The sequence below is a fragment of the Nocardia terpenica genome, assembly GCF_013186535.1.
Taxonomy (GTDB): Bacteria; Actinomycetota; Actinomycetes; order Mycobacteriales; family Mycobacteriaceae; genus Nocardia; species Nocardia terpenica.
Genome location: NZ_JABMCZ010000004.1, coordinates 406,885 through 432,504 on the forward strand (window position 1 = coordinate 406,885; position 25,620 = coordinate 432,504).

General features: G+C 71.5%; 15 protein-coding genes. 8 read left to right on the plus strand and 7 right to left on the minus strand.

The annotated features are described in order from the left end of the window. Positions 1-38 precede the first annotated feature (38 nt). The 4 genes from HPY32_RS45145 to lipB all read left to right on the plus strand — a co-directional run bounded on the left by HPY32_RS45145 (position 39) and on the right by lipB (position 16,712). On the plus strand, positions 39-14,099 hold the full coding sequence (locus HPY32_RS45145; RefSeq protein WP_253950043.1) for a non-ribosomal peptide synthetase: 14,061 nt from the start codon (positions 39-41) through the stop codon (positions 14,097-14,099). 34 nt (positions 14,100-14,133) lie between these two features. Continuing rightward, complete coding sequence (locus HPY32_RS34650) at positions 14,134-15,123, plus strand: ATP-binding cassette domain-containing protein (RefSeq protein WP_067589413.1); 990 nt, start codon at positions 14,134-14,136, stop codon at positions 15,121-15,123. 101 nt (positions 15,124-15,224) lie between these two features. Beyond that, on the plus strand, positions 15,225-16,007 hold the full coding sequence (locus HPY32_RS34655) for an ABC transporter permease (protein ID WP_067595932.1): 783 nt from the start codon (positions 15,225-15,227) through the stop codon (positions 16,005-16,007). 24 nt (positions 16,008-16,031) lie between these two features. Next, the gene (gene lipB / locus HPY32_RS34660; protein ID WP_231951682.1) at positions 16,032-16,712 is read left to right on the plus strand and encodes a lipoyl(octanoyl) transferase LipB; all 681 of its coding nucleotides are present in this window, start codon (positions 16,032-16,034) and stop codon (positions 16,710-16,712) included. A 57-nt stretch (positions 16,713-16,769) separates the two neighbouring features. Here the strand turns inward: lipB and HPY32_RS34665 are convergent, their stop codons facing one another. Beyond that, positions 16,770-17,105, minus strand: a complete 336-nt coding sequence (locus HPY32_RS34665) for an RNA polymerase-binding protein RbpA (protein ID WP_067589410.1) — start codon at positions 17,103-17,105, stop codon at positions 16,770-16,772. 207 nt (positions 17,106-17,312) lie between these two features. Here HPY32_RS34665 and HPY32_RS34670 point away from each other — a divergent pair, with 207 nt between their 5' ends. Together HPY32_RS34670 and HPY32_RS34675 are read left to right on the plus strand one after the other, a co-directional pair. Next, entirely contained in the window at positions 17,313-17,633 is a 321-nt protein-coding gene (locus HPY32_RS34670; RefSeq protein WP_067589407.1) for a hypothetical protein, read from the plus strand. A gap of 110 nt (positions 17,634-17,743) precedes the next feature. Further along, entirely contained in the window at positions 17,744-18,190 is a 447-nt protein-coding gene (locus HPY32_RS34675; RefSeq protein WP_067589405.1) for a hypothetical protein, read from the plus strand. 375 nt (positions 18,191-18,565) lie between these two features. Here the strand turns inward: HPY32_RS34675 and HPY32_RS34680 are convergent, their stop codons facing one another. Both HPY32_RS34680 and HPY32_RS34685 read right to left on the minus strand, forming a co-directional pair. Next, on the minus strand, positions 18,566-19,588 hold the full coding sequence (locus HPY32_RS34680) for a hypothetical protein (RefSeq protein ID WP_231951681.1): 1,023 nt from the start codon (positions 19,586-19,588) through the stop codon (positions 18,566-18,568). Between the two features lie 79 nt (positions 19,589-19,667). Then, the gene (locus HPY32_RS34685) at positions 19,668-20,336 is read right to left on the minus strand and encodes a M23 family metallopeptidase (protein WP_231951680.1); all 669 of its coding nucleotides are present in this window, start codon (positions 20,334-20,336) and stop codon (positions 19,668-19,670) included. A 182-nt stretch (positions 20,337-20,518) separates the two neighbouring features. Between HPY32_RS34685 and HPY32_RS34690 the strand changes: the two genes are divergently transcribed. Next, positions 20,519-20,866, plus strand: a complete 348-nt coding sequence (locus tag HPY32_RS34690) for an ArsR/SmtB family transcription factor (RefSeq protein WP_067589392.1) — start codon at positions 20,519-20,521, stop codon at positions 20,864-20,866. Here the strand turns inward: HPY32_RS34690 and HPY32_RS34695 are convergent. Then, complete coding sequence (locus tag HPY32_RS34695; RefSeq protein WP_067589390.1) at positions 20,848-21,828, minus strand: glycosyltransferase family 9 protein; 981 nt, start codon at positions 21,826-21,828, stop codon at positions 20,848-20,850. The two genes, HPY32_RS34690 and HPY32_RS34695, sit on opposite strands and share 19 nt — an antisense overlap. 227 nt (positions 21,829-22,055) lie before the next feature. On the opposite strand from HPY32_RS34695, the gene HPY32_RS34700 reads away from it, so the two are divergent. Then, positions 22,056-22,349, plus strand: coding sequence for a hypothetical protein (locus HPY32_RS34700; protein ID WP_067595930.1), 294 nt, complete (start codon positions 22,056-22,058; stop codon positions 22,347-22,349). Positions 22,350-22,382: 33 nt separating this feature from the next. Here HPY32_RS34700 and HPY32_RS34705 read toward each other — a convergent pair whose 3' ends face one another. Genes HPY32_RS34705 through HPY32_RS34715 form a run of 3 tightly spaced genes read right to left on the minus strand, consistent with a single transcriptional unit; the run spans position 22,383 to position 25,518 of the window. After that, complete coding sequence (locus HPY32_RS34705) at positions 22,383-23,078, minus strand: hypothetical protein (RefSeq protein ID WP_067589388.1); 696 nt, start codon at positions 23,076-23,078, stop codon at positions 22,383-22,385. Then, entirely contained in the window at positions 23,075-24,406 is a 1,332-nt protein-coding gene (locus tag HPY32_RS34710; protein ID WP_067589385.1) for a TRAFs-binding domain-containing protein, read from the minus strand. Before HPY32_RS34710 ends, HPY32_RS34705 begins: the two co-directional genes overlap by 4 nt. After that, positions 24,403-25,518: a patatin-like phospholipase family protein gene (locus HPY32_RS34715; RefSeq protein WP_067589379.1), complete on the minus strand. Its 1,116-nt coding sequence runs from the start codon at positions 25,516-25,518 to the stop codon at positions 24,403-24,405. Before HPY32_RS34715 ends, HPY32_RS34710 begins: the two co-directional genes overlap by 4 nt. Positions 25,519-25,620: the final 102 nt, after the last annotated feature.

The window sequence follows — 25,620 nt, forward strand, 5'->3', positions numbered from 1 at the left end:
GGCTCGGAGAGTTGCGTCGATAGCGTCCGAACGGAGTGATGATGAGTTCATTTGCCAGCGATCGCGTCGCGCGATGCGCTTTCGGCGAATTTTCAGCGCAACCATTCGCTCTCACCCCGGCTCAGACCGCACTCTGGTACGCCCAACGGATTCGCCCCGACGTCCCGCTCACCATCGCCCAGTATGTGGAGATCCACGGAGACCTCGACGTGGGCCGCCTGCTCTACGCCGTGGAACGCTCCTGCGCGGAGGCCGAGTTCGGCTACGTCCGGCTGCTCGACATCGACGGAATCCCGCACCAGCTCGTCGATCCGGCGCGGCGGCCCGGCTGGGGCCGCATCGATCTGCGCCACGAGGCCGATCCGCGCGCGGCCGCGCTGCGCTGGATGACCGCGCACGCGAGCTCGCCCATCGACATCGAGAACGACTCGCTGACCACCAATATCGTTCTGCGGACCGGGGATCGGGACTACATCTGGTACGCGCGGGCGCACCACATCGTCATCGACGGCTACGGCGCGCTGAAGGCGATCAGCCGCGCCGCGGAGATCTACACCGCCCTGGAGAATCGCACGGAACCGGTCGTCTCGCGCGCGGTCCCGCTGGCCGAGATCTACGCCGAGGAATCCCGCTACCGCGACTCCGAGCAGTTCTGCGTCGATCGCGAGTACTGGCGCGCGCAGCTCGAGGGGGTCGGCGCGCCCTTTCGGCTGTCCACCTCGAGCAGCGCGGCGACGGTCCCGGACCCGGGGCGGCACCTGGCCAACGAGGTGCTCGGCAAGAGCCTCGAGCGCACGCTGGACGAGGCGACCACGGCCTTCGGCACCCACCGCGCCAGCCTGTTCGTCGCCGCGGTGGCCTGCTACGTGCGCGCCACCTCCGCCAACCCGGATGTGGTGCTGAGCCTGCCGATCTCGGCGCGCACCACCGCGGCGCTGCGCCGGTCCGCCGGCGTGGTGTCCAATGTCGTCCCGATCCGGGTGCGCATCGACGACCGCTCGACGCTCGGGGATGTGGTGCGGGCGGCCGAGCTGCAGATCGCCGGGGCGTTGCAGCATCAGCGCTACCGGCACGACGACATCCGGCGCGACTGCGGCTACTCCCGCGACGCCCGCGGCTTCTTCGGCCCGATGGTCAATGTCATGCTGTTCCACACCGATCTGACCTTCGGCGGCACCGCCGGCACGCTGCGGGTGCTGTCCACCGGTCCGGTGGAGGACCTGTCGATCAATCTGTACAACGGCGCCGACGATCGCATCCACATCGACTTCGAGGCCAACCCGCAGCTGTACGAGGCGCAGGAGGTGACCGCGCACCACCGCCGGTTCCTGGATCTGCTGTCGCGGCTGCTGGCCGCCGACCCGGAGTCCCCGGTCACCGCGGTCCCGCTCATCACCCGCGCCGAACGCGATCTGGTGCTGCGCGAATGGAATTCGACGGCCGTGGCGCGGCAGGAGGGCACCCTCGCCGGGCTGTTCGCCGACCGGGCCGCGGTCTGCCCGCAGCGGGTCGCGCTCGAATTCGGCGGCAGCACACTGACTTACGCCGAGCTCGACGACCGCGCCAACCGGCTGGCGCGGGTCCTCGCCGGGCGCGGCGCGGGCCCGGACACCGTCATCGGTCTCGCGATCCGGCGCAGCCTGGACCTGGTGGTCGGCATGTACGCGATCGTGAAGGCGGGCGCCGCGTACGTGCCGCTGGATCCCGACCATCCCGCCGAGCGCACCGGTCACATTCTCGCGCAGGCGCGGCCGCTGTGCGTGCTGACCGTCGCGCGGGACGCGCCGACGCTGCCCGCGTCCACCGCGCGCTTCGACATCGACACCTGCGACCTGTCCGCGGTGAGCGGCCGCCCGGTGACCGACGCCGACCGGCGCGCGCCGCTGCGCCCGGACCACCTGGCCTACGTCATCTTCACCTCCGGCTCCACCGGCCGACCCAAGGGCGTGGGCGTCTCGCACGCCGCGATCGTGAACCGGCTGCGCTGGATGCAGCACGAATACCCGCTCGACCCCACCGACGTCGTCCTGCAGAAGACGCCCGCCACCTTCGACGTGTCGGTGTGGGAGTTCTTCTGGCCCTTGCAGATCGGCGCGCGCCTGGTCGTCGCCGCCCCCGACGGGCACCGCGACCCCGCCTATCTGGCCGGGCTGATCGCCGAAAAAGGCGTCACCACGGCGCATTTCGTTCCGTCCATGCTGTCGGTCTTCGTCACCGAGACCGATGTGCGCGGCTGCGCCGGGCTGCGCCGGGTCTTCTGCAGCGGCGAGGCCCTGCCCGCCGCGACGGTCCGCGACTTCCACGCCGCCTTCACCGGCACCGGCCCGGTCCCCGAACTGCACAACCTGTACGGGCCCACCGAGGCGGCCGTCGACGTCACCTCCTGGCCCTGCGCCCCCGACCAGGACACCGTCCCGATCGGCACACCCGTGTGGAACACCCAGACCTACGTCCTCGACGACCACCTCCGCCCCGTGCCCCCCGGCGTCGTCGGCGAGCTGTATCTCGGCGGCGTCCAACTCGCCCGCGGCTACCTCGGCCGCCCCGCCCTGACCGCCGACCGCTTCGTGGCCAACCCCTTCGGGGCGCCGGCGAGCACCTTCGGAATCGACCCGGTGGGAACCGCCGGGGCGGGGTCTCGGTTGTATCGGACCGGGGATCTGGTGCGCTGGCGGGTCGGGGGCGGCGGGGTGCTGGAGTACTTGGGGCGCAGTGACTTTCAGGTGAAGATCCGGGGGTTGCGGATCGAGCTGGGGGAGATCGAGGCGGCGTTGCTGGCCGATCCCCAGGTGGCGCGGGCGGTGTGTGTCGCCTACGCCGCGCACGGTGGGGACGAGCTGGTCGGGTATGTGGTGGCCGCGCCCGGCGCGCGGCTGGACACCGGCGCGCTCGTCGCCCGGCTGCGGGCCGTGCTGCCCGCGTACATGGTGCCCACGCACCTGCTCGAGCTCGACGAGCTACCGCTGAGTGCGAACGGCAAGGTGGACCGGAAGGCGCTGCCCGCACCCGAACCCGGCGCCCGCCGGGTGGGCCGCCGCGGCCTGGGCCACCCCCGCACCGAGACGGAGCGGCGCCTGGCGACCGTCTTCGCCGAGGTGCTCGGCGGCGACGAGATCGGCGTGGAGGACAGCTTTTTCGAGCTCGGCGGCAATTCGCTGTCGGCGGCGCGCGCGGTGGCCCGGGTGAACGCCATCCTGGGCGCGGGGCTGACCATTCGCGACTTGTTCGAATCGCCGACGATCGCGACGCTGGCCGCCCGCTTCGACGCCCACGACCCGGACGACGCGTCCCCGAAACTCGTTGCCGCCCACCGGCCGGAGCGGGTTCCGCTGTCGCTGGCGCAGCAGCGGCTGTGGATCCTCAACCGATTCGCCGAGCACGCCTCGGCCTACAACATGCCGCTCGCCCTGGAGGTGACCGGCCCGCTGGACATCGACGCGCTGCACCGCGGCCTGCTCGATGTGCTGGAGCGGCACGAGAGCCTGCGCACCACCTTCCCCGACTCGCCCGAGGGCCCGGTGCAGCTGATCCATCCGGCCGACGAGATTCCGCTCGACCTGGAGCCGATCGACGCCACCGGCGCCGACGCGCTCGCGCTGGCCACCGAGTACGCCGGGTACGGTTTCGATCTGCGCAGCCAGGCCCCGATCCGGGCGGCGCTGTATCTCACCGGACCGGACCGCTACGTGTTTCTCGTTGTGCTGCACCACATCTGCGGCGACGGCTGGTCGGTGGCGCCGCTGGCGCGCGACCTGATGACCGCGGTCGCCGCCCGCGCCGCCGGGTACGCCCCGCACTGGCCGCCGCTGCCGGTGCAGTACGCCGACTTCGCGCTGTGGCAGCGCGAACTGCTCGGCGACGAGAGCGATCCCGCGAGCGCGCTGAGCCGTCAGCTCGGCTACTGGCGCGGTGCGCTGGCGGACCTGCCCGACCAGCTGGACCTCCCGCTGGACCGGCCCCGCCCGCTGCGGCGCACCGTCGAGGGCGGCCGGGTGCAGTTCACCATTCCCGCCGCCACCCGCCGGACCGTGGCCGCGCTGGCCGCCGACCGCGGCGTGAGCACCTTCATGGTGCTGCACGCGGTGCTCGCGACTCTGCTTGCGCGGCTGTGCAATACGACCGACATCGCGGTCGGCACGCCGATCGCGGGCCGGTCGGATCCCGCGCTCGACGATCTCGTCGGCATGTTCGTCAACACCCTGGTGCTGCGCACCACCGTCGACCCGGCCGCCGGATTCGACCGCATGCTCGACCAGGTCCGCGAGACCGACCTGAACGCCTTCGCCAACCCCGACGTGCCGTTCGAGCGGCTGGTGGAGGTGGTGAACCCGGCCCGCGACGCCGGGCGGCACCCGCTGTTCCAGGTGATGCTGTCCTACGAGAACAACCCGGAGCTGCGCGTCGAGCTGCCCGGCGTGCAGGCGCGGGTGCTGCCGCTGGACGTGAGCGTGGCCAAGTTCGACCTGCAGCTGACCGTGCACGACACCGATGCCGCCGAGGACCGGCCGATCACCGCCGAATTCGGTTACGCCACCGACGTATTCGACGCCGCCACGGTGGAGGCCATCGCGCGCCGGTACGTGCGGCTGCTGACCGCCGCGGTCGCCGCGCCCAGCGTGCCGGTGGGCGATCTGAGCATTCTCGACCCCCGCGAGACCGGCCGCCTGGTGCCGATCACCGGCGCGCCCGGCGAACCCCCGGTCACCCTGGCCCGGCTGCTGTCGCAGACCGCCGAGCGGGTGCCCGACGCGGTCGCGGTCCGCTTCGACGGCCGCGACACCACCTACCGGGAGCTGGACGAGCTGTCGAATCGCCTGGCGCGCGTGCTGATCGAGCACGGCGCCGGGCCGGAGATGGTGGTGGCCGTCGCGCTGCCGCGCGGGCTGGACTCGGTCACCGCGATCTGGGCGGTCGCCAAGACCGGCGCGGCCTACGTGCCGATCGACCCGGACTATCCGGCCGATCGGATCGCGCACATGCTGTCCGACTCGGGGGCCATGCTCGGCCTCACCACCGCGCACTGCCATGCGGCCATGCCGGATTGGCCGGTGCGGCGCGGGCGGCACCGCAAGCAGTACGTGGACTGGCTGCTGCTGGGGTCGGCCCGGCTGACGGCCGAGCTCGCGCAGTACCCGTGCACCCCGGTCACCGACGCCGAGCGGCATCATCCGCTGCGCCTCGCGCACCCGGCCTACCTCATCTACACCTCCGGCTCCACCGGCACGCCGAAGGCGGTCGTGGTCACCCACGGCGGCCTCGCGTCGCTGGCGCACGAGCAGATCCACCTGTTCGGCGTCACCGATTCGGCTCGCACCCTGCACTTCTCGTCGCCGTCGTTCGACGCGTCGGTGCTGGAGATGCTGCTCGGTTTCGCCGCGGGCGCGGCCGTGGTGGTGGCCCCGCCCGGCATGTACGGCGGGGCGGAGCTGGCCCGGCTGCTGCGCGAGGAGCGGGTCACGCACGCCTTCGTCACCCCGGCCGCGCTGGCCACCGTGCCGCCGGGCGACCTGCCCGACCTCGACGCGGTGATCGTGGGCGGCGACGCCTGCCCGGAGGAACTGGTGCAGGCGTGGACGGCCGAGCACCGCATGCACAACATGTACGGGCCGTCGGAGGCGACCGTGGCCGCCACCGCGACCGGGCCGATGCTGCCCGGCCGCCCGGTATCGATCGGCCTGCCGGTGCGCGGCATGCGGCTGTTCGTGCTCGACGCCCGGCTGCATCCGGTGCCGCCGGGCGTGCCGGGCGAGCTGTACCTGTCCGGGCACGGCCTGGCCCGCGGCTATCTGGGCCGCTACGGCCTGACGGCGCAACGGTTTCCGGCCAATCCGCACGGCCGCCGCGGCGAACGCATGTACCGCACCGGGGATCTGGTGGTCACCGACGCGACCGGGCAGCTGCGCTTCCTGGGCCGCGCCGACGATCAGGTCAAGATCCGCGGGTTCCGCATCGAGCTGCGCGAGATCGACCACGTGCTGCGCGCCCATCCGGGCGTGCGGTTCGCGCTCACCGTGGTGCACACCGGCGAGACCGGTAACGCCCGGCTGGCCTCCTACGTCACGGCCGACGGCGGTCTCGATCCGGCCGCGGTGCTGGAGAGCGCGCGGCAGCAGCTGCCCGGCTACATGGTGCCCGCCGCGATCACGGTGCTCGACCGGATTCCGATCACCCCGTCCGGCAAGCTGGACCGAAAGGCGTTGCCGGAGCCGGTCTTCGCGACCGGCGCGCGGTCGCGGCCGCCGGAGTCGGAGCTCGAGCAGCGGGTGGCGCGGGTGTTCGAGGCGGTGCTCGGCAACCCGGTGCCGGGCGTGGCGGACAGCTTCTTCGACGCGGGCGGCAATTCGCTGCTGGCCACCCGGCTGACCGCCGCCCTGCACGCCGAATTCGGCATCGACCTGCCGGTGCGGGCGATCTTCGACGCGCCGACGGTGGCGGGTGTGGCCGCCCGGCTGCTGGAGGCGCCCCGCACCCGGCGGCTGGCGCTGGCGCCCTACACCCCGCGCCCGAGCCGCATCCCGCTGTCGCTGCCGCAGCAGCGGCTGTGGTTCCTCAACCGCTACTCGCCCGAATCCAGTGCCTACAACATCGCTTTCGCGATCGGCATCGACGGCGACCCGGATCCGGCGGCGCTGCGGGCGGCGCTCACCGATGTGATCGACCGGCACGAGGTGCTGCGCACGGTGTTCCCGGAGGACCACGCCGGGGCGTTCCAGGTGGTGCTCGACACCGTCCGCTGCGTCCCGTCGCTGGAACCGGTCGACACCGATGCGGAGGGGGCGCGGGCGGCGCTGCACGGTACGGCGCGGCGCGGCTTCGACCTCACCTGCGAGACCCCGTTGCGAGTGATGTTGCTGCGCACCGGAACACACCGGTACGTGCTCGGCATCGTGCTGCATCACATCGCGGCCGACGGCTGGTCGCTGGGCCCGCTGACCCGCGATCTGGCGCTGGCCTATGTGGCGCGCCAGGGCGGCACCGCCCCGGACTGGCCGCCGCTGCCGGTGCAGTACGCCGATTTCAGCCTGTGGCAACGGGAATGCCTGGGCGAGGAGTCCGATACCGCCAGCGCCGCGGCCGCCCAGCTCGACTTCTGGCACCGCGCCCTCGCGGACCTGCCCGAGCAGCTGGCGCTGCCCTACGACCGGCCGCGGCCCGAGCACCCGACCCAGCGGGCCGGGACCGTGCGATTCGCGGTGCCCGGGGCGGTGCAGGCGCGGCTGCAGGAGCTGGCGCACGCGCACGGCGTCAGCCTGTTCATGGTGCTGCGGTCCGCGCTGGCGGTGCTGCTGCGCATCGTGACCGGCGACCGCGACATCGTGATCGGCACCCCCGTCGCGGGCCGCACCGACACCCAACTCGACGATCTGGTCGGCATGTTCGTCAACACGCTGGTGCTGCGCTCGGACGTCGACCCCGACCGCAGCTTCGCCGACCAGCTGCTGGCCGACCGCGACGGCGAACTGGCCGCCATGGCCAACGCCGACCTCCCCTACGAACGCGTGGTGGAGGAACTCGCCCGCGGCCGCGGCGGCCTGCGCCCCCTGCTCCAGGTGGCCCTCACCGTCCAGGACGCCCCCCTCCCGGCCCTGGAACTCCCCGGCCTGCGCCTGTGCGCCGAGGAACTCGACATCGCCCTGGCCAAGTTCGACTTGGAGCTGCGGGTACTGGACCCCGGCCAAAAGCATGCCGGGGACTCTCTGGAGATGTACGCCGGGGACTCTCTGGAGATGCGTGCCAGGGACTCTCTGGAGATGCGTGCCGGGGACTCTCTGGAGATGCATGCCAGGGACTCTTTGGAGATGTACGCCGGGGACTCTTTGGAGATGCGTGCCGGGGCAGACTCCTCGGTGCTCGAGGGCGGCTCTATGGGGCCCGGGGGAGACTTCGTGGTGCCTGGAGGCGACTCGGTGGTGCCCGGGAGCGACTTGGTAGTGCCCGGGGGCGATTCGATGGCGCTTGGCGGTGACTTCGTGGTGCCCCGGGACGGCTCGATGGCGCTTGGGGGTGACTTCGTGGTGCCCCGGGGCGACTCGATGGCGCTTGGGGGTGACTTCGTGGTGCCCCGGGGCGACTCCATGGCGCTCGGGGACGACTCCTCGGTGCCCGCCGGAGGGCGGGGCGATGGGGATCGGTACTTCGAATTCGTTTATGCTGCGGAGCTTTTCGAGGCGGGGACCGTGGCGACGCTGGCGGAGCGGTTGGTGTTGGTGTTGGGGGCGGTGGCGGCGGATCCGCGGGTGCGGGTGCGGGACATCGATGCGCGGACCGTCGAGGAGCAGGAGCGGTTCTCGCCTGCCTATGGGCCGGTGGCGGCGCCGCAGTGCAGCCTGGCGAACTACTTCACGGCGGCGGCGCATCTGCATCCGGATCGGGTCGCGGTGCGTTACGGGGATTTCGAGCTCAGCTATGCCGATGTGGATCAGTATTCGAATCGGCTGGCGCGGGCCCTGATCGAGCGGGGGCTCGGGGCGGGCGACCGGGTCGCGGTGGGGTTGAGCCGCTCGATCGAGTCGGTGGTCGCGGTACTCGCCGTCGCCAAATCGGGGGCGGCGTTCGTACCGATCGATCCGCAGTATCCGATCGATCGGGTGCGGCACATGCTCGCCGACTCCGGCTGCCAGGTCGGGCTCACGGTGGCGGCGCACGCGGATCGGCTGCTGCGGGCCGACGGCGGCACCGCCTGGCTGCTGCTCGACGATCCGGACCTGCTCGCCGAACTCGACGAGCACGACTACGCCACCGTCACCGACGCCGACCGGCTGCGCACGGTGTGGACCGCGGACCTGGCCTACGTCATCTACACCTCCGGTTCCACCGGCACCCCGAAGGGCGTGGCCGTCACCCACGCCGGCCTGTCCAATCTCGGGGACGAGGTGCGCGACCGGATGCGGGTCGACCGCGACGCGCGCACCCTGCACTTCTCGACGCCGAGTTTCGATGCGGCCGTCTTCGATCTGCTGCTGGCGGTCGGCACCGGCGCGACCATGGTGATCTGCCCGCCCGACGTGTACGGCGGTGACGAGCTGGCGGCGCTGATGGACCGCGAGGGCATCACGCACGCCTTCATGACCCCCGCGGTGCTGGCCACCATCGACCGGGAGCGCTGGCCGCTGCCGCACCTGACCTCGCTCATGACCGGCGGCGAGGCGCTGTCGGCGGAACTGGTGGCCCGCTGGGCCCCGGATCGGTTGCTGTTCAACGGCTACGGCCCGACCGAGACCACCGTGGTCGTCACCATCGCCGGGCCGATCCGCGCCGAGGACCCCGTCACCATCGGCTCGCTGGTGCGCGGCTCTCGCGCGGTGGTGCTCGACGAGCGGCTGCGGCCGGTGCCGGTCGGCGTGCCCGGCGAGCTGTACCTCGGCGGCCAGGGCGTGGCGCGCGGCTATTTCGACCGATTCGGGCTCACCGCAACGCGTTTCGTGGCCGACCCGTACGGCCCGGCGGGCGCCCGGCTGTACCGGACCGGGGACGTGGTGCAGTGGACCGGCCACGGCGAGCTCGTGTACCACGGCCGCAGCGACCAGCAGGTGAAGCTGCGCGGCTTCCGCATCGAGCTGGGCGAGATCACCGGCGTGCTCACCGGTCATCCGGCGGTGCGCTTCGCGCACACCGAGGTTCGCGAGATCGCGGGCACCGAGCGCATCGTGTCCTACCTGTTGCCCGCGGGGCCGGAGGCCCGGATCGACACCGAGGCGGTGCGCGCCCACGTGGCCGCGCACCTGCCCACGCACATGGTGCCGAGCAGCCTCACCGTGCTCGACCGCATTCCGCTCACCCCGGTCGGCAAGCTGGACCGCGCCGCGCTGCCGCACCCGCAGCCGGTGCCGACCGCGGTGCGCGAACCCGAGACCGACACCGAGCACCTGGTCGCCCGGGTGATGGCCGACCTGGTCGGCGCGGACTCGGTCGGCGCCGACGACAGCTTCTTCGAGATCGGTGGAAACTCGCTGTTGGCAACGCAATTGGTGGCGCGGCTGGCCACCGCGACCGGTACCCGGCTGCAGGTGCGCACGGTGTTCGCCGCGCCCACCGTCGCCGAGCTGGCCGCCCTGCTCGACGGCGGGGCGGGCGACTCCGACGCCGGTCCCGAGCTGCGCCGCCGCCCCCGGCCGCGCCGCATCCCGCTGTCGGCGGCGCAGCGGCGGCTGTGGTTCCTCAACCGGTACAACGACTCCGGCGGCGAGCTCGCGGGCGTCTACAACGTGCCGGTGGCGCTGCGGCTGCACGGCCACCTCGACACCGAGGCGCTGCAGCGGGCGCTGCACGACCTGCAGCGGCGGCACGAGACCCTGCGCACGGTGTTCCCCGAGCTCGAGGGCGAACCGTCGCAGCGGGTGCTGGACCCGGCCGTCGCGGCGATCACGCTCACCACCGTGGCGGTCTCCCCGGCCGAAATCGCCACGCAGGTACGCCATTTCGCCGCGGCGGGCTTCGATCTGGCCACCACGGTCCCGCTGCGCGCCCGGCTGCTGCGCGTCGCCCCCGACGAGCACGTGCTGGTGCTGGTCGTGCATCACATCGCGATGGACGGCTGGTCGCTGGAACCGCTGGCCGCCGACGTGGCGTCGGCCTACCGCGCCCACACCGCCGGGGTCGCCCCGGACCGGGCCGAGCTGCCGGTGCAGTACGCGGATTACACGCTGTGGCAACAGGAGTCGCTGGGCGCCGAGGACGATCCGGAGTCGACGATCAGCCGTCAGCTGGACTACTGGCGGCGCACCCTCGACGGCATGCCCGGCCTGCTCTCCGTGCCCGCCGACCGGCCGCGCCCGCCCACCCCGAGCTATCGCGGCGGCACCGTGGACTGCGCGATCGACGCGCTCACCCACCGGGAGTTGCAGGCGGTGGCCGCCGAGCACGGCGTCACCATGTTCATGGTGCTGCACGCGGCGCTGGCCGCGCTGCTGTACCGGCTCACCGCCGTCGACGACATCCCGGTCGGCACCCCGATCGCCGGGCGCGGGCATCCGGCGCTGGATCCGATGATCGGCATGTTCGTCGGCACCCTGGTCCTGCGCACCCGGGTGCACGGCGGGCTGTCGTTCGCCGAATTGCTGCGCGCGGTCCGCGACACCGACCTGGAGGCGTTCGCGCACGCCGACGTGCCGTTCGAGCGGCTGGTGGAGGTGCTGAATCCGGCTCGCTCGCAGGCGCATCACCCGCTGTTCCAGGTGATGCTGTCGGTGCGCAACCAGCCGGTGCGGGTGCTGGAGCTGCCCGGCCTGCGGATCGAGGCCGACGACGCCGACCCGGGCGTGGCGAAGTTCGATCTGCAGTTCACCGTCACCGAGTCGTGGACCGCGCGGCGCGAACCCGACGGCCTCACCGTCTCGGTGAACTTCGCCCGCGACCTGTTCGACGACGGCACCGCCGCCGCGCTGGGCCGTCGGCTGGCGCGGCTGCTCACCGCGGCCGCCGCCAATCCCGCACTGCCGGTGGGCGATCTGGAACTGCTCGACGCGGGGGAGTGGTCCGGCCTGGCCTCGGTGCGCGGCGCGGCGGCCGAGCACCGGATCACCTTCCCCGAGGTGTTCGCGGCGGCGGTCGAGGTCGACCGGCATGCGGTGGCGCTGCGCTGCGGCGGCACCCAGATCAGCTACGACGCGCTCGACCGGTGGACCAACCGGCTGGCGCGGGTGCTGATCGCGTCCGGGGTCGGCCCGGAAACGCTGGTGGCGCTGGGTATTCCGCGGTCGGCCGAATCGGTCGCGGTGACCCTGGCGGTGGCCAAGGCCGGTGCGGCGTTCGTGCCGATCGACCCCACCTACCCGGAGCAGCGCATCACCCATATGCTCACCGATTCCGGTGCGGCCCTGGGCATCACGCTGTCGGTGCACCGGGATCGGCTGCCCGACGGCACGAGCTGGACGGTGCTGGACGCGCCGTCGTTCCGGCGGCGGGTGCTGCGCACCTCCGACGCGGCGATCGATCCGGCCGAACGGCTGCTGCCGCTGCGCATGGACAACCCGGCCTACGTCATCTACACCTCCGGCTCGACCGGCACGCCGAAGGCCGTGGTCGTCACGCACGGCGGCCTGTCCAACTTCGCGGCCGAGACCGCGCAGCGGTTCGAGGTGCGGCCGGGCTGCCGCGTCCTGCACTTCGCGACACCGAGTTTCGACGCCGCCATGCTGGATCTGCTGTTCGCGCTGGGCGGCGCGGCGACGCTGGTGATCACCCCGCCGGGCGTGTACGGCGGTGCGGACCTGGGCCGGGTGCTGGCCGAGGAGGCCATCACGCACGCGTTCATCACCACCTCCGCGCTCGGCACCGTCGATCCGGCCGGGGTCACCGCGCTGCGGCACGTGCTGGTCGGTGGCGAGGCGTTGCCGCCGGAGCTGGTGGCGCGGTGGGCGCCCGGCCGCAACCTCTACAACGTGTACGGGCCGACCGAGACCACCATCGTCACGCTCATGTCGGAGCCGATGACGCCCGGCGGTCCGATCGCGCTCGGCGGCCCGATCCGCGGCGTCAGCGCCGTGGTGCTGGACCCGCGGCTGCATCCGGCGCCGGTCGGCGTCACCGGGGAGCTGTATCTGGCCGGTCCGGCCCTGGCCCGCGGCTATCTGGGCCGCCCCGGACCGACCGGAAACCGGTTCGTGGCCAACCCGTTCGGCAAACCGGGCGAGCGCATGTACCGCACCGGCGATCTGGTGCGCTGGTGCGATCGCGGTGGTGGCCGGGACCTGGAATACGTCGGCCGCACCGATCATCAGGTGAAGATCCGCGGCTTCCGGATCGAACTCGGCGAGATCGACGCCGCGCTGACCTGCCACCCCGCGGTGGAGTTCGCCACCACGATCGGCCACCGCACCCCGGCCGGATCCACCGCGCTGGTGTCGTATGTGAAGCCGCGCGCCGCAACCGCGCCCACCGCCGCGGAACTGACCGCGCACCTGGCCGGGCTGGTGCCGAATTACATGGTGCCGCAGTCGATCATGCTGCTGGACACGGTGCCGCTGAATCCGGTCGGCAAGCTGGACCGCGCCGCGCTGCCGCGGCCGGTGTTCGGTGCCCGCGAGGGCTCCCGGGCGCCGCGCACCCGGGTGGAGTCGGTGCTGTGCGCGGCGTTCGCGGAGGTGCTCGGGGCGGAATCGGTCGGCATCGATGACGGGTTCTTCGAACTCGGCGGCAACTCGCTGCTGGCCACCAAGGTGGTCGCGCACGTGCGGGCCGCGGGCTTCGACCTGCCGGTGCAGATGATGTTCGGCGAATCCACCCCGGCGGCCATCGCCGCGCGGCTCGCGGCCTCGGCCGACGACGCGCTGTCGGTCGCCCTGCAACCGCTGCTGCCGATCCGTCCCGCGACGGAATCGACTGCGGCGCCGCTGTTCTGTGTGCACCCGGCGATCGGGCTGTCGTGGTGCTACTCGGGCCTGCTCGCTCACCTGCCGCCGGACCGCCCGGTATACGGATTGCAGGCCCCGCACGTGAGCGGGACCGACGAGCACGCGACCGTGGTCGAGGCCGCCCGCGACTATGTGACGCGCATCCGGTCGGTGCAGCCGCACGGCCCCTACCACCTGCTGGGCTGGTCGCTGGGCGGTCTGATCGCGCACGAGATGGCGGTGCAGCTGCAACTGGCCGGGGAGCGGGTGGGCATGCTGGCATTGATGGACAGCTATCAGCTGTCCGACGAATGGCTCGAGCACGCCATCCCCGGAATCGCCGACATCATCGGCGAATTCGGCAGCGACCTGCTCGGCGGCGACAATGCCATCGACCCCCGGCTCACTTTGCAGGACGCGGCGGAACTGCTGCGCTCGCGGCCCGGCCCGTTCACCGCGCTGACCGTCGAACACCTGCAGCGGCTCTACACCGGATACGCGGGCGGCGCGGTCCTCGCCCACGGCTTCCGGCCCCGCGTCTTCGACGGCGACCTGCTGTTCTTCACCGCCGCCGACGACGAGGTCAACCGGGCCGATCCCACCCGGTGCGCGCGGGCCTGGGAGCCGTACGTGACCGGCGCGATCCACGACCAGTTGGTGCGCTGCCGGCATTCGGGCATGACCACGCCCGAGGTGCTGGCGGTGATCGGGCCGATCCTGCGGGATCGGTTGCGCGACAGCGAAATTCCTGCGGAGGAGGCACAGTGATCGAACACGGCGAGGTAACGGCAGAGGGTGCGGCATGAGCCTGGCGGTGGAGGTCACGGGATTGGCCAAGAACTACGGCCGGGTCCGTGTGCTCGACGGGATCGACCTGGACATACCCGTCGGCACCGTGATGGGCCTGCTCGGCCCCAACGGCGCCGGTAAGACCACCACCGTGCGCATCGTCACCACCCTGCTGCGGCCGACCCGCGGCACGGTCCGGGTGGCGGGGGTGGACGTGCTGCGCGATCCGGCGCGCGCCCGCACCCGGATCGGATTGTCGGGCCAGTACGCGGCCGTCGACGCCAACCTGTCCGGTTTCGAGAATCTGCGCATGGTGGCGCGGCTGTACGGAATGACGCACCGGCAGGCCGACATTCGCGCGGCCGAACTGCTGTCGGCCCTGGGGCTCGAGCACGCCGCCGATCGGCGCGCGGGCACCTACTCCGGCGGCATGGCGCGGCGGCTGGACCTGGCCGGGGCGCTGGTGGCCCGGCCCGCGGTGGTGGTGCTCGACGAACCGACCACCGGGCTGGATCCCCGTGGGCGCCTGGACATGTGGCGGGTCATCGGCGACCTCGTCGACGACGGCACCACCGTCCTGCTCACCACGCAGTACCTGGAGGAGGCCGACCTGCTCGCCGACCGCATCACCGTGATCGACCGCGGCCGGGTGATCGCGCGCGGCTCCGCCGACGAGCTGAAGACCTCCATCGGCGGCGACCGGCTCACCGTCACCCTCGCCGCCGGGCAGGACCCGGCCTCGGCGATGCCGGTGCTGGCCCAGGTCGGGGTGGGGGAGCCGGGGCACGAGCCGGGCACCGACGAGGTGTCGATCGTGGTCGGCAACGGTTCGCGCACCATGGTCGAGGCGCTGCGCCGCCTCGACGACGCCGGGGTGTGCGTGGTCGACGCGCACGTGCACCGGCCCAGCCTCGACGAGGTGTTCCTGTCGCTCACCGGCACCCCCGCGGCGCCGGCCGCCGAAACCGAATCCCGTGACGTAGCAGAGGAGATCATGTCGTGAAATCCGCCGAACTCGCGGTCGAGGGCGCGAATTCCGGTGCGGCGCAGTCGGTATCGACGGCGGATCGAGGAACGGTGGCGCCGATCGGCGCGCCGGTGCGGATGTTCCGCGACAGCGCCATCGTGGCCTACCGCAATCTGCTGACCATCGCGCGGGTGCCGACGCTGCTGGTCACCGCCACCATCCAGCCGCTGATGTTCGTGTTCCTGTTCGCCTACATCTTCGGCGCGTCCATGGGCGGCGGCCAGTATCGAGAGTTCCTGCTGGCGGGGATCTTCACCCAGACCGTGGCGTTCAATGCCGCGTTCACCACCGTCGGGCTGGCCAACGATCTGCAGCAGGGCATCATCGACCGGATGCGCACGCTGCCGATGTCGCGGCTGGCGGTGCTGATGGGCCGCACGCTGTCGGATCTGGTGGTGAACATCGCGTCGCTGGCGGTGATGGTCGGCTGCGGATACCTGGTGGGCTGGCGCATCAACGGCGGAATCGCTTCTGCCGCACTGGCATTCGGCGTCATTCTGCTGTTCGCGTTCGCGATGTCGTGGGTGGGGGCGCTGACCGGGCTGATGTCGCCGAGCGTGGAGGTGGCCCAGAGCGCGGGGCTGATCTGGTTGTTCCCGGTCACGTTCGTCTCCTCGGCGTTCATCTCGGCGGAGACCCTGCCCGGGCCGCTGCGCACGGTGGCCGAATGGAATCCGATCACCGCGGTGTCCGCCGCCGGTCGGAAACTGTTCGACAACGGCGCGCCACCGTCGTTCGTGCCGCCGCGCGGCTGGGCGGCCGACCATTGCGTCGAATACGCGATCGGCTGCTCGCTGGCGATTCTGGTGGTCGCGGTGCCGCTGGCGCTGCTGCAGTATCGCAAGGTAGCCAGCCACTAACCGGCATCGGCGTAACCTGGTGCGGTGCAAGCAGACTCGAAGTCGGTGCCGCTGGTCACCGACGGTGGCAGGCGACCGGTGCAGCGGATCGACCTGGGGCTGGTGCCCTACCAGCAGGCTATCGACGATATGACGCAGTGGGTGCTACAGCGGCGGGCCGGGGAAGTGGGCGACCGGTTGTTTCTGCTGGAGCATCCGCCGGTCATCACCTACGGCCGCACCACCCCGCTCGCGGATCTCCCGGTGGGCGACGACATTCCGCTCGTCCCGGTGGACCGGGGCGGGCTGGCCACCTATCACGGGCCGGGCCAGCTCATCGGATACCCGGTGGTGAGCCTGCGCGACCGCGGCCCGGTCGACATCGTGCGTTGGGTGGAGAACGGTCTGGTCGCGGCCCTGGCCGCCTTGGGATTTCCCGCCCAGCGCCGCGACACTCCGCCCGGCGCGCCGAGCCTGGTCGGCGTCTGGACCCCCGACAACCGCAAGGTGGCCTCCATCGGCCTGCGCATCCGCGGCGGCGTCACCAGCCACGGCTTCGCCCTCAACGTCGACCCCGACATGCGCCCGTTCCGCGACTTCACCGCCTGCGGCCTCCCGGACGTGGACATGGTGTCGCTGGCGGAACTGGCCGCCGAGCAGGCGCGGCCGATGCCGACCGCCGCCGATGTGCGTGATGCTGTCGCGGAGGCGCTGTCGGAGCTGTAGCCGAAACGGCGAAGGCTCCCTCGCACGAATGCGAGGGAGCCTTCATCGTGGTGCGAACTAGCGCCCGCGGCGGGTCTTCAGCAGCTCCAGACGTTCCTGCAGCAGCTCCTCGAGCTCATCCTTGGACCGTCGCTCCAGCAGCATGTCCCAGTGGGTGCGCGGGGGCTTGGTCTTCTTGGGCTCCTGGGTGGTGCCCTCGATCAGGATGCCCTCCTGGCCGTTGCGGCACAGCCAGGTCGCGGGGATCTCGGCGTCATCGGCGAAGGGAACATCGAACTCCTCGCCGTTCTCGGTCCGGTACCGCGCCACCCGACGCGGCGCCAGGTCGTGGTCGCGGTCGGTCTCGTAGCTCACCGCTCCGAGCCGGCTGCCTCGGAGTACGCGATCTGCCATGGTGTGCGGTCCTCTCTAGCCTGTCGGCAACGCTCCAACACAAGTGTGAACGCGCCTTGCATTAGTTCAGTTCCCGGCGACGGTCAACCCTGTCATTTTAGTCGGAAATACGGTAGCGGGTCACATCGGCTCCCCGTGCGACCGGTGGCAGGGGAATTCGGCGTGCCCCGGGACGGGCGGGGCGGGTTCCCGTTAAGGTGTCGGCTCATGCGTCGTGTGCAGTCCTGTTTGTGGTGCGGGCGTCAGGTCGACGAATCCGAGCTGGGGCGCCGCCGCCGCTACTGCCGGCAGTCCTGCCGCCAGCGCGCCTACGAGCATCGGAAGGGCTTGGAGGGCACCGGAATTCCCGAGGACGCGGTGGTGCTCAGCGCCGCCGAGGCGGCCGATCTGGCGGACCGCTGGTTCGCCGCCCGCTGCGCCGCCGAGGATGTGGCCACGGCCGTGGCCGAGGGGGCCGGGGCCGTCGAACTGTCGGAGCTGACCGCGACGCTGGTGAAGCTGACCAAGGACGCCGAGCGGCTGCGCTGACGCGGATCCGGGTGCGGATGCCGGGCCGATACCGAATTGTTGCCCTGAACCGCGCGCCGACCGCGCCTGTGCGCTTGTCGAACGATCATGGTGCCCCTACCGTGTCCGCTATGGCGCTCATCGAGATCGAGGATCTGCCCGCATCCACCGCCGATGTGCTGGGTCGCCGGGCCCGCGCGGCCGGGATGCCGGTGGTGGCGTACATCCGCCGGGAACTGACGGCCCTGGCCGGTAGACGCGTCCCCATCGACACCGTGGTGGAATTTCTCGACGCCGAACGCCCCGACCAGCCGGGCCCGGAAATCGATAGCGACGCCATGGTCCTGCTCAACACCTACGACCTGCCCGCCGACGCCTGGGGCATGCTGGCCCGTCGCGCCGCGGCCACCGGCCTGCCGCTCAGCGACTACGTCCGCCAGGAACTGATCACCCTGGCCCGCCGCAGCACCATCGACGACCTGGTCCAGGAATTCCGCGAGGCCAAACAGCAGGACCCGAGCCTGGACATCGATCTCGACGCCATCGTGTCGGCCATCCGCTCCGTCCGGGGGCAGTAGGCCGACAAGCCACGCCTCCGATCCCGGTGGTGCCCCCCTCTGGTCCCGGCGCCGTCGTCCCCCTCTGGTCCCGGCGTGCTTTTGGCCGGGACCTCACCGTAAGGTCCCGGCCAAAAGCACGCCGGGACCATGAGAGTGACGCGCCTGGACTATGAGACTGATGTGCCGGGAACATGGGAGGGATGTGCCGGGATCGTACGAGTGATGCGCCCGGATCGTACGAGTGATGCGCCCGGATCGTACGAGTGATGCGCCCGGATCGTACGAATGACGCGCCCGGATCGTACGAATGACGCACCGGGACCGTACGAGTGACGCACGGGATCGTCGGAGTGGTCGCTTCAAGGAAAAGCGTTGTGCCCACGGGTATCTCGGTTACCGTCTGATCGGAAGTGCTGCGGTGGTGTCGAATTGGGGCGGCGGCGCGAGGGTGGGGTGCTCGGCCCGGCGGGCCAGTGCGATCACGGCGGCGGTGGCGAGTGCGGTGGCGGTGATCAGGGCGGCCGCGGCGAGCAGCGTGGTCCGGTCGGGATGGGTGAGTGGCTGGGCGTGCAGCGCCTGCCACAGCAGCAGCGCCACCATTGCGGCGTAGCCGAGGGCCAGGACCCCGATCAGCCGCGCCCGCACCCGCTCGGTCAGCCACGGGTACCGGCGGCCCGCCCACGCCAGCGCGATCGCCGCGAGCAGCAGCACCTGAATTCCGTGCAGCCCGAAGAAATGTGGGACCCGCATATCGCCGCCGACGGTGCTCCAGTGCGTGATCGGCAGTCCCGGCCCGCCGTCGCGCGCCACCGGATGCGAACGCAGCACGGTGTGCCCGGCGGTCAGCGGGACCGGCTTCCCGGTGGCATCGTGCACGGTCTGCTTGCCGGTGGTGCCCACCAGATACATCAATGCCATTCCGCCCACGGCGATCCCGAGCCCGGCGTGCACCGCCCGCGAGAACGGCCGGTCGAGAATCCGCTGCCAGCACAGGATGAGCGCGATGCACAGATTGGCGAAGAACAATCCGGGCACCCCGGAGTCGAACACCAGCTGCCCGATCCGGTTCACCGCATCGGTCTCGTGGTTGAAGTGGCTGAAGGTGCCGCGCGCGGCCTGCACCACGATGAACCCGACATCCATCACACCGGTCACCGCGAACACGGTCCCCAGCCACCAGGTGATACGGGATCCCTTGTGCGGGAACGACAGTAGCCACGCCAGCGTCCCGGTGTAGAGGGTGAAGGCCAGCCCGAACTTGGCGGGCTTGAGCCACACCGATTCGTCGAGAACGCGGCGATGGTCGACGACCATGGCGCACAGACTGAACACCACGAGCGCCGCCATGATGCCGGTCACCCACAGCAGTGGCCGATGCCAGCGGCGGCCGGAGGAAAGCACAGCAAGTGAGGTCATGCGACGACGCTAGGATCGCGGACTCGCAGGTCACGTCCCCCGCCGGTGCCATTCGCCCCTAGTACTGCGGGATGAGGATCTAGTCCTGCGGCTGACCGACCGGGATTCCGCGGCCCTCCAGCCAGGGGAGCGGGTCCAGCTTCTCGCCGCCCTCGCCCGCCCAGACCTCGTAGTGCAGGTGCGGGCCGGTGGAGAAGCCGCGGTTGCCGACGGTGGCGATGATGTCGCCCGCGCGGACCTGCTGGCCGACGGTGGCCAGAATGTCGTTGACGTGTCCGTAGACCCCGATGGTGCCGTCGTCCTGTTGGACCCGCACCCACAGGCCGAATCCCGAAGCGGGCCCGGCCTCGACGACCACGCCGTCGGTGACGGCCGCGATAGGCGTGCCCAGCGCCTCACCGAAGTCGATCCCGGCGTGCAACTCGCCCCAGCGCATGCCGAAGCCGGAGGTGAGCACCCCGGCGACGGGCCGCACCGTGCGCGGGTGGAAGTCGCGGGCCATCTTGGCCAGCGGCTCCGGCGCGGGCATCGCGGCGGGCACGGGCGCGGGCCCGGCGGGCGTCGGCTCCGCGGCGGCCGGAACCTCGGCCAGGGTGTGCTGGCGGGCGGCGAGTCCGGGTGCCGCCCCGGCGCTGTGCCGGTCCGCGGCGCCCAGCACGCCGAGCGAGGCGCCCACCACCGCGGTCATCGCCACCGCCTGAGCGGCGCGGCGAGCCCGGTGCGAAGGTAACGAAACGATCACGGGCATGTGGCGAACATACGGGAGCAGGCGCGCCGCACCTTAATCGTGTTGTTACCGTCACATCGGTGCCATCGGGTACGCGGGTCGATCGCCGACAGGCTCGTGGCCAGGCGATTTACCCTGGACCGGCGCAGATATCGGCGACCCGACCGCTTGATCTCGATCGCCGGGCGCGGCACTCTGCATTAGTGCCCACTAACGGAGTCCGAGCCCTCGTCGCCCTCGCGGACCCGACCCGCCGGGCGGTGTTCGAGGCGCTGCCGCAGGCCCCGAGATCGGTCGGCGAGCTCGCGGCGACCGTCGGGGTCACCAGTTCGGCGGTGTCGCAACATCTGCGGGTGCTGCGCGAGGCGCGGCTGGTGATGATGCGCCCGCACGGCAACCGGCGGCTCTATTCCCTGGACCCCCGCGGCCTGGCCGACGCGCGCGACTATCTCGAACAGTTCTGGCCGAGCGCGCTCGCCGCCTACGCGGCGGCCCTGTCGGAGGCGGCCGACGCCACCGAAACCTCGGGCGCTCAGCCCACCCGGCGGTAGGCGGGGCGGCGGCGGTCCACGCCCGGCCACTGCCGCTTGTTCAACTGCCGGTCCACCGCGTCCACCACGTCGGACACCTCGATCTCGAGCAGCCCCGGATCCGGTTCGGCGCCATGATGATCGCCGACGCGCCCGGCCCACAGCACCACGTGCCGATTCAGCAGATGCGGCGGCGGCCCGGCGAAACTGGGCGGGGTGGGCCCGAACAGCAGCACGGTCCGGGTGCCGAACGCCGTGGCCAGATGCGCGACACCGGTATCGCCGCAGACCACCAGCGTGGCCTCGGCGACAGCCGCCGCCAGCTCGATGAGGTTCTGCTGCCCGGCCAGTACCTGCCGGTGCGGCAGCCCGGCGCGCGCGGCGATGCCCAGGGCGATCTCGCGCTCGTATTCGTCGCCGGTGAGCACCACCTCGCGGCCCTGCACCAGCAGATGCCGCACCACTGCGGCGAACCGCTCGGGCGGCCAGCGCCGCGCCGGAGCGCCCGCGCCCGCGTGCACGACCACGCTGTTGCGGTGGCTGGTGGTCGCCACCGGCGGCACCAGCCCGAGATTGCGGCGATCGGCCGCGATGCCGTCGGACTCCAGCAGGTGACACCACCGGTCCACGTCGTGCATCTCGTGCTGCCAGTGCGGCCCGTCGAGTTCCGGGAACGCCGGATTGCGATATGTCAGGATCCGCGCGGGATTCGTCTTCGCCAGCTCCACGATCCCCTCGGCGCCCGCACCGTGCAGGTTCACCGCCAGTGCCGGAGGCTCGCCGTCCCAGCGCATGCTCTCCGGATCGGCGGTCGGCACCATCTCGTCGACCGATGCGATCAGATCGACGATCGGTTTCAGCCGATGCGGTGCGGCCAGCGCGATGTGATCCTGTGGCCTGGCCCGTCGCAGCGCACGAAGAGCCGGGACCGCGGTGAGGAGATCACCGAGCCCGCGTGCGCGCAGCACGAGTACAACTGCCACCCTCTTCTCCTAGCCATCCACCAAGCGACCCACGACAACCCGACCCACTCGGCCCCCCGCACATCGTGCGCACGGCATGGACGAAGAGAGCCACTTGGAAAGGACTACCCGAGGGCTACGAGCACGAAACGCGGAATCGAGACCGTTCGTCTCGAGCCCGGTGCCCATGGACGAGTGACCGAGTAGCCTGTCGGCGGGGAGATAGCTGAAACGATGTGGAGGATTTGATGATTCGTACCGCTGGGTGGGTCGCCGCAGTCGCGGCGGCCGGGGCCTTCGCAGTGCTGGCGGCCGGTCCCGCGCAGGCAGCGACGGGCGAGGTGAGCATCAACGGTAAGGTCTACCAGAACCCGACCGGGTGCATCGACACCGGCAACTCTTTCCAGACCATCGTCGGCAATACCACCGACAAAGTGGTCGAGGTGCATGCGGGCCGCAACTGCGCCGGACCGGTGGTCGGCAGGGTCGATCCGGCGGGACTCACCATGGTGCCCAACGGGAGCCTGTTGATTCTCGAGTAAGCCGAAGGTGTGCTGCCGCGCCGATGCCGCCGTTCACGCGGGAGCGAGCATGGCGGTGATCGCGGCGACGATCTCCCGCGGCCGGTGGATGGACAGGACGTGGGTGAGGGGTGAGGCGGCGATGGCGCCCACCGATTCGGCGACGGTCCCCGCCGCGTGCGCGCGGGCGATATCGTCTGCGGCCCTGCCGGTTCCGTCGACCACGAGCAGCGGCCGCCGGGCGGCGAGGCTGGTGAGCGCGTCGCCGAGGGTGATGGAGCCGCCGTTGACCAGCAGCGTGACCGACGGCCGCGCACCGGCCACCGCGTCGGCCGTCGCCGACAGCCACGGCGATTCGTCGCCCCAGCTGTCGCCGGGCACCAGCACCAGGTGGGTGTGGCCGGGTTCGGCCGGGGCGGTGACGGTTTCGGTCCCGGCCGGGCCCACCGTGCCCGCGGCGGCGACGCCGACCAGCGGGAAGCTCGCCCCGGCGGCGGCGCGCGCCCGGCCCAGGATGCGCATCACCCCGGAATCGGTGCCGCCGTCGACGACCACGGCCCGCAGCCGGTCCAGCTCCGGCGCCAGCGCCGAGAACAGCGCGGCCACCGGCGAGGACACCGTCTCCGACAGCCCTGCGGCCCCGCCGATCACCACCAGCACCGGCCGTCCGAGCGGAATGCGATGGGCGGCCAGGCTCCGCCCCAGATCGTCGGTGCGGTCGACGCTGATCTGTTCGGGGCCGGTCGTCATGGGCCGTCCTTCGTCGGTGGGTCCGCGGCGGCCTCGCGCAGCGCCGCTATCAGAATGTCCCATGCCATGGTCGGGGATGGGCGATGGTCGCGCACGCGCAAGACGGTGTGCAGCGTGGACTCGGCCTCCATCGGACCGGGATCGGTGGCCAGGGCGCGTTCCAGCCAGTCCAGCGCGGCGGCCGAGTCGTCGCGGTAGATCGCCAGCTCCATCATGGTGGCGTAGTCCCAGTAGTCGTCGCTGCCGCCCGCGATGCGGCGGCGGGTGCTGTACTCCACCACGGGCATCAGCTCGCCCAGCCGCTCGTCGCGCGGGTCGGTGAGCCAGATCAGGTGGACGGCGTTGATGCCGGGATACGGGTCGCGCCAATCGGTTTCGAAGCCGCGCTGATAGGTGGCGATGGCCTTGTTCAGCAGTCCGCGCCCGCGCGGCGACGACCCCGCCGCCAGCCAGCGGTCCTTGTAGACGCGGCCGAGCAGACCCAGCGTCTCCGCCGACGGTCCGGCGTCGCGGCACAACTGCTCGAGTGCCAATTCGGCGGCGGGACTGCCGGGATCGAGGCGGTTGCGCGCCAGCGCGTCCTGCTCGCGCACCAGCGTGTTGCCCCGCAGATGCCGGGGGAACCCGGCGATGAGATCGACCATCGCCTGCCACTGCCGCAGTCGCCGGTAGACCATGAGCAGTTCGATGGCGATCGCGTCGTCGGAACCACCGGCCGCGTCGACGTCGACGCGCGCCCGCGCCACCTCGGCCACCGTGCGCGCCACCCGCAGGCGCTGCTGCAGCGTCTCGGTCGTCCGGACGCGGGCCTCGAAGCCCTCGCGGCCCAGCCGCGAGGTGTCGGGCGCGCCGAGGGTGTCGAACAGATCGAACAGCGGGCTGTCGGTGCTCTCGTCGGCCCGCGCCCGGGTGAGCCGGGTGATCAGCTCGGCCCGGACGGCGTCGTCGTCGACCGGGCCGCCGCGCTCGTCGATGGGGTAGCGCAGCACCGGCGCGGGCATCAGATCGAAGGGGAGCCGGAATCCGCGCGCGCACACCAGGATCGTGCTCCACGGCCGCACGGCGTGCCGGATGCCGAGCTCGTAGAAGACGTTCGCATTGGCCATGGTGAGGTCGGCGACGGCGAACGGGCACAAAAGGATTCGCTCGAACATGGATTTGTGGATGACCGCCGCGACCTGATCCTCGTCCGCGCGCAGGCAGGTGAGCCCCGCCGCGGTGACCGCCGGTTCCAGAATCCGGCGGTACACCTCGTCGAATTCGACGGTCACCCCGGCCTCGCTCTTGGTGCGAAACGGCATGAGCACGAAGCACAGCGGAGCGTTCACCAGAACCCCTCGAAATGCTCCGGGGTGATCCGCCCGGCCACCCGCCGCCCGATGCGGCGCAGCTCGTCGATGTGGTCCACCGAGTCCAGCTTCTGCACCCCGGCCGGGTCGATGTCCGGTAGTCCCAACTCCGCCAGGCCCTTCGGGGTCAGTTCGGCGTTGTAGCGCAGGTAGGTGAAGTGCCGGGGGCCGGGCAGCCCGTCGTCGTCGCCGCGCAGGTCGCCGATCTCGCGGTCGAGGACCGCGCCGTGGCGGCAGCGGCCGAACACCCGGCACAGCATGTCCTGCTCGTACTGCGCGGCGACCATGAGCGCGGCCGGAATGGAGGGAATGTTGAACAGCAGGTTCATATCCCCGGGCCGCAGCCGGTCGTTGTCCTTGGGCGCGGTGCCGGTGCCCACCGACACCACCAGCATCCGGTCCTCCCCGGTCGGCCACCGCAGCCCGTAGGCGCCCAGCGTGGCCATCAGGAACAGCTGGAACGCCGGATTGTTGTACATGGTCATGCCGCCGTCGACGAAGACGAATTCCTGGTCGCCGACCTCGACCACCTCGGGCGGGAAGTAGACGGGGGCGGCGGTGCTGGCCCGCACCAGCTGCCACAGCCGCAGCTGGAGATTGTTGTCCTTGCGGTCGGGCGCATTGTATTTCGCGTGCGGGTTGTTGCACAGCGGCCACGGCGAGTCGGTGCTGGCGTTGCGCAGCACGATCATCAGCAGTGTGCGCAGTCGGTCGTCGCCGAAGGTGGTCGTGGCCCCGAATTCGTGCTGGAGCAGCGCCTGCAGGCGGGAGCTGTCGTAGCGGTAGCGCAGTCGCCGGGCGAGAAAGGCCCGGTCGAACATCTCGCGGCCGTGCTCGGTGTAGAGCCGTCGCAACCGGTCCACCGGCATCCCGCAGGCCAGCCCCGCGGCAATGATCGCCCCCGTGCTGGTACCCCCGATGTAGTCGAAATAGTCGGCGAGCACGAAGTTCTCGTCCGCCCCCAGCCGCTCCCGGCACAGCCGCTCCAGCTCGGCCAGCACCTCGAGACTCAGCGCCCCCCGAATCCCCCCGCCATCCAGCGACAGCAGCCGCTTCGGCCCCGCGGCGCTGATTCGATCCCGAAAATTCATGATCGGCCTCGTATTCCCCGGCCCGGCCGTTTCGCGCGGACCGTGTAAAACGCAAATTGTATTGTCACCCAACGACGCCTGGGCGGACGACGGGTCCGCGCG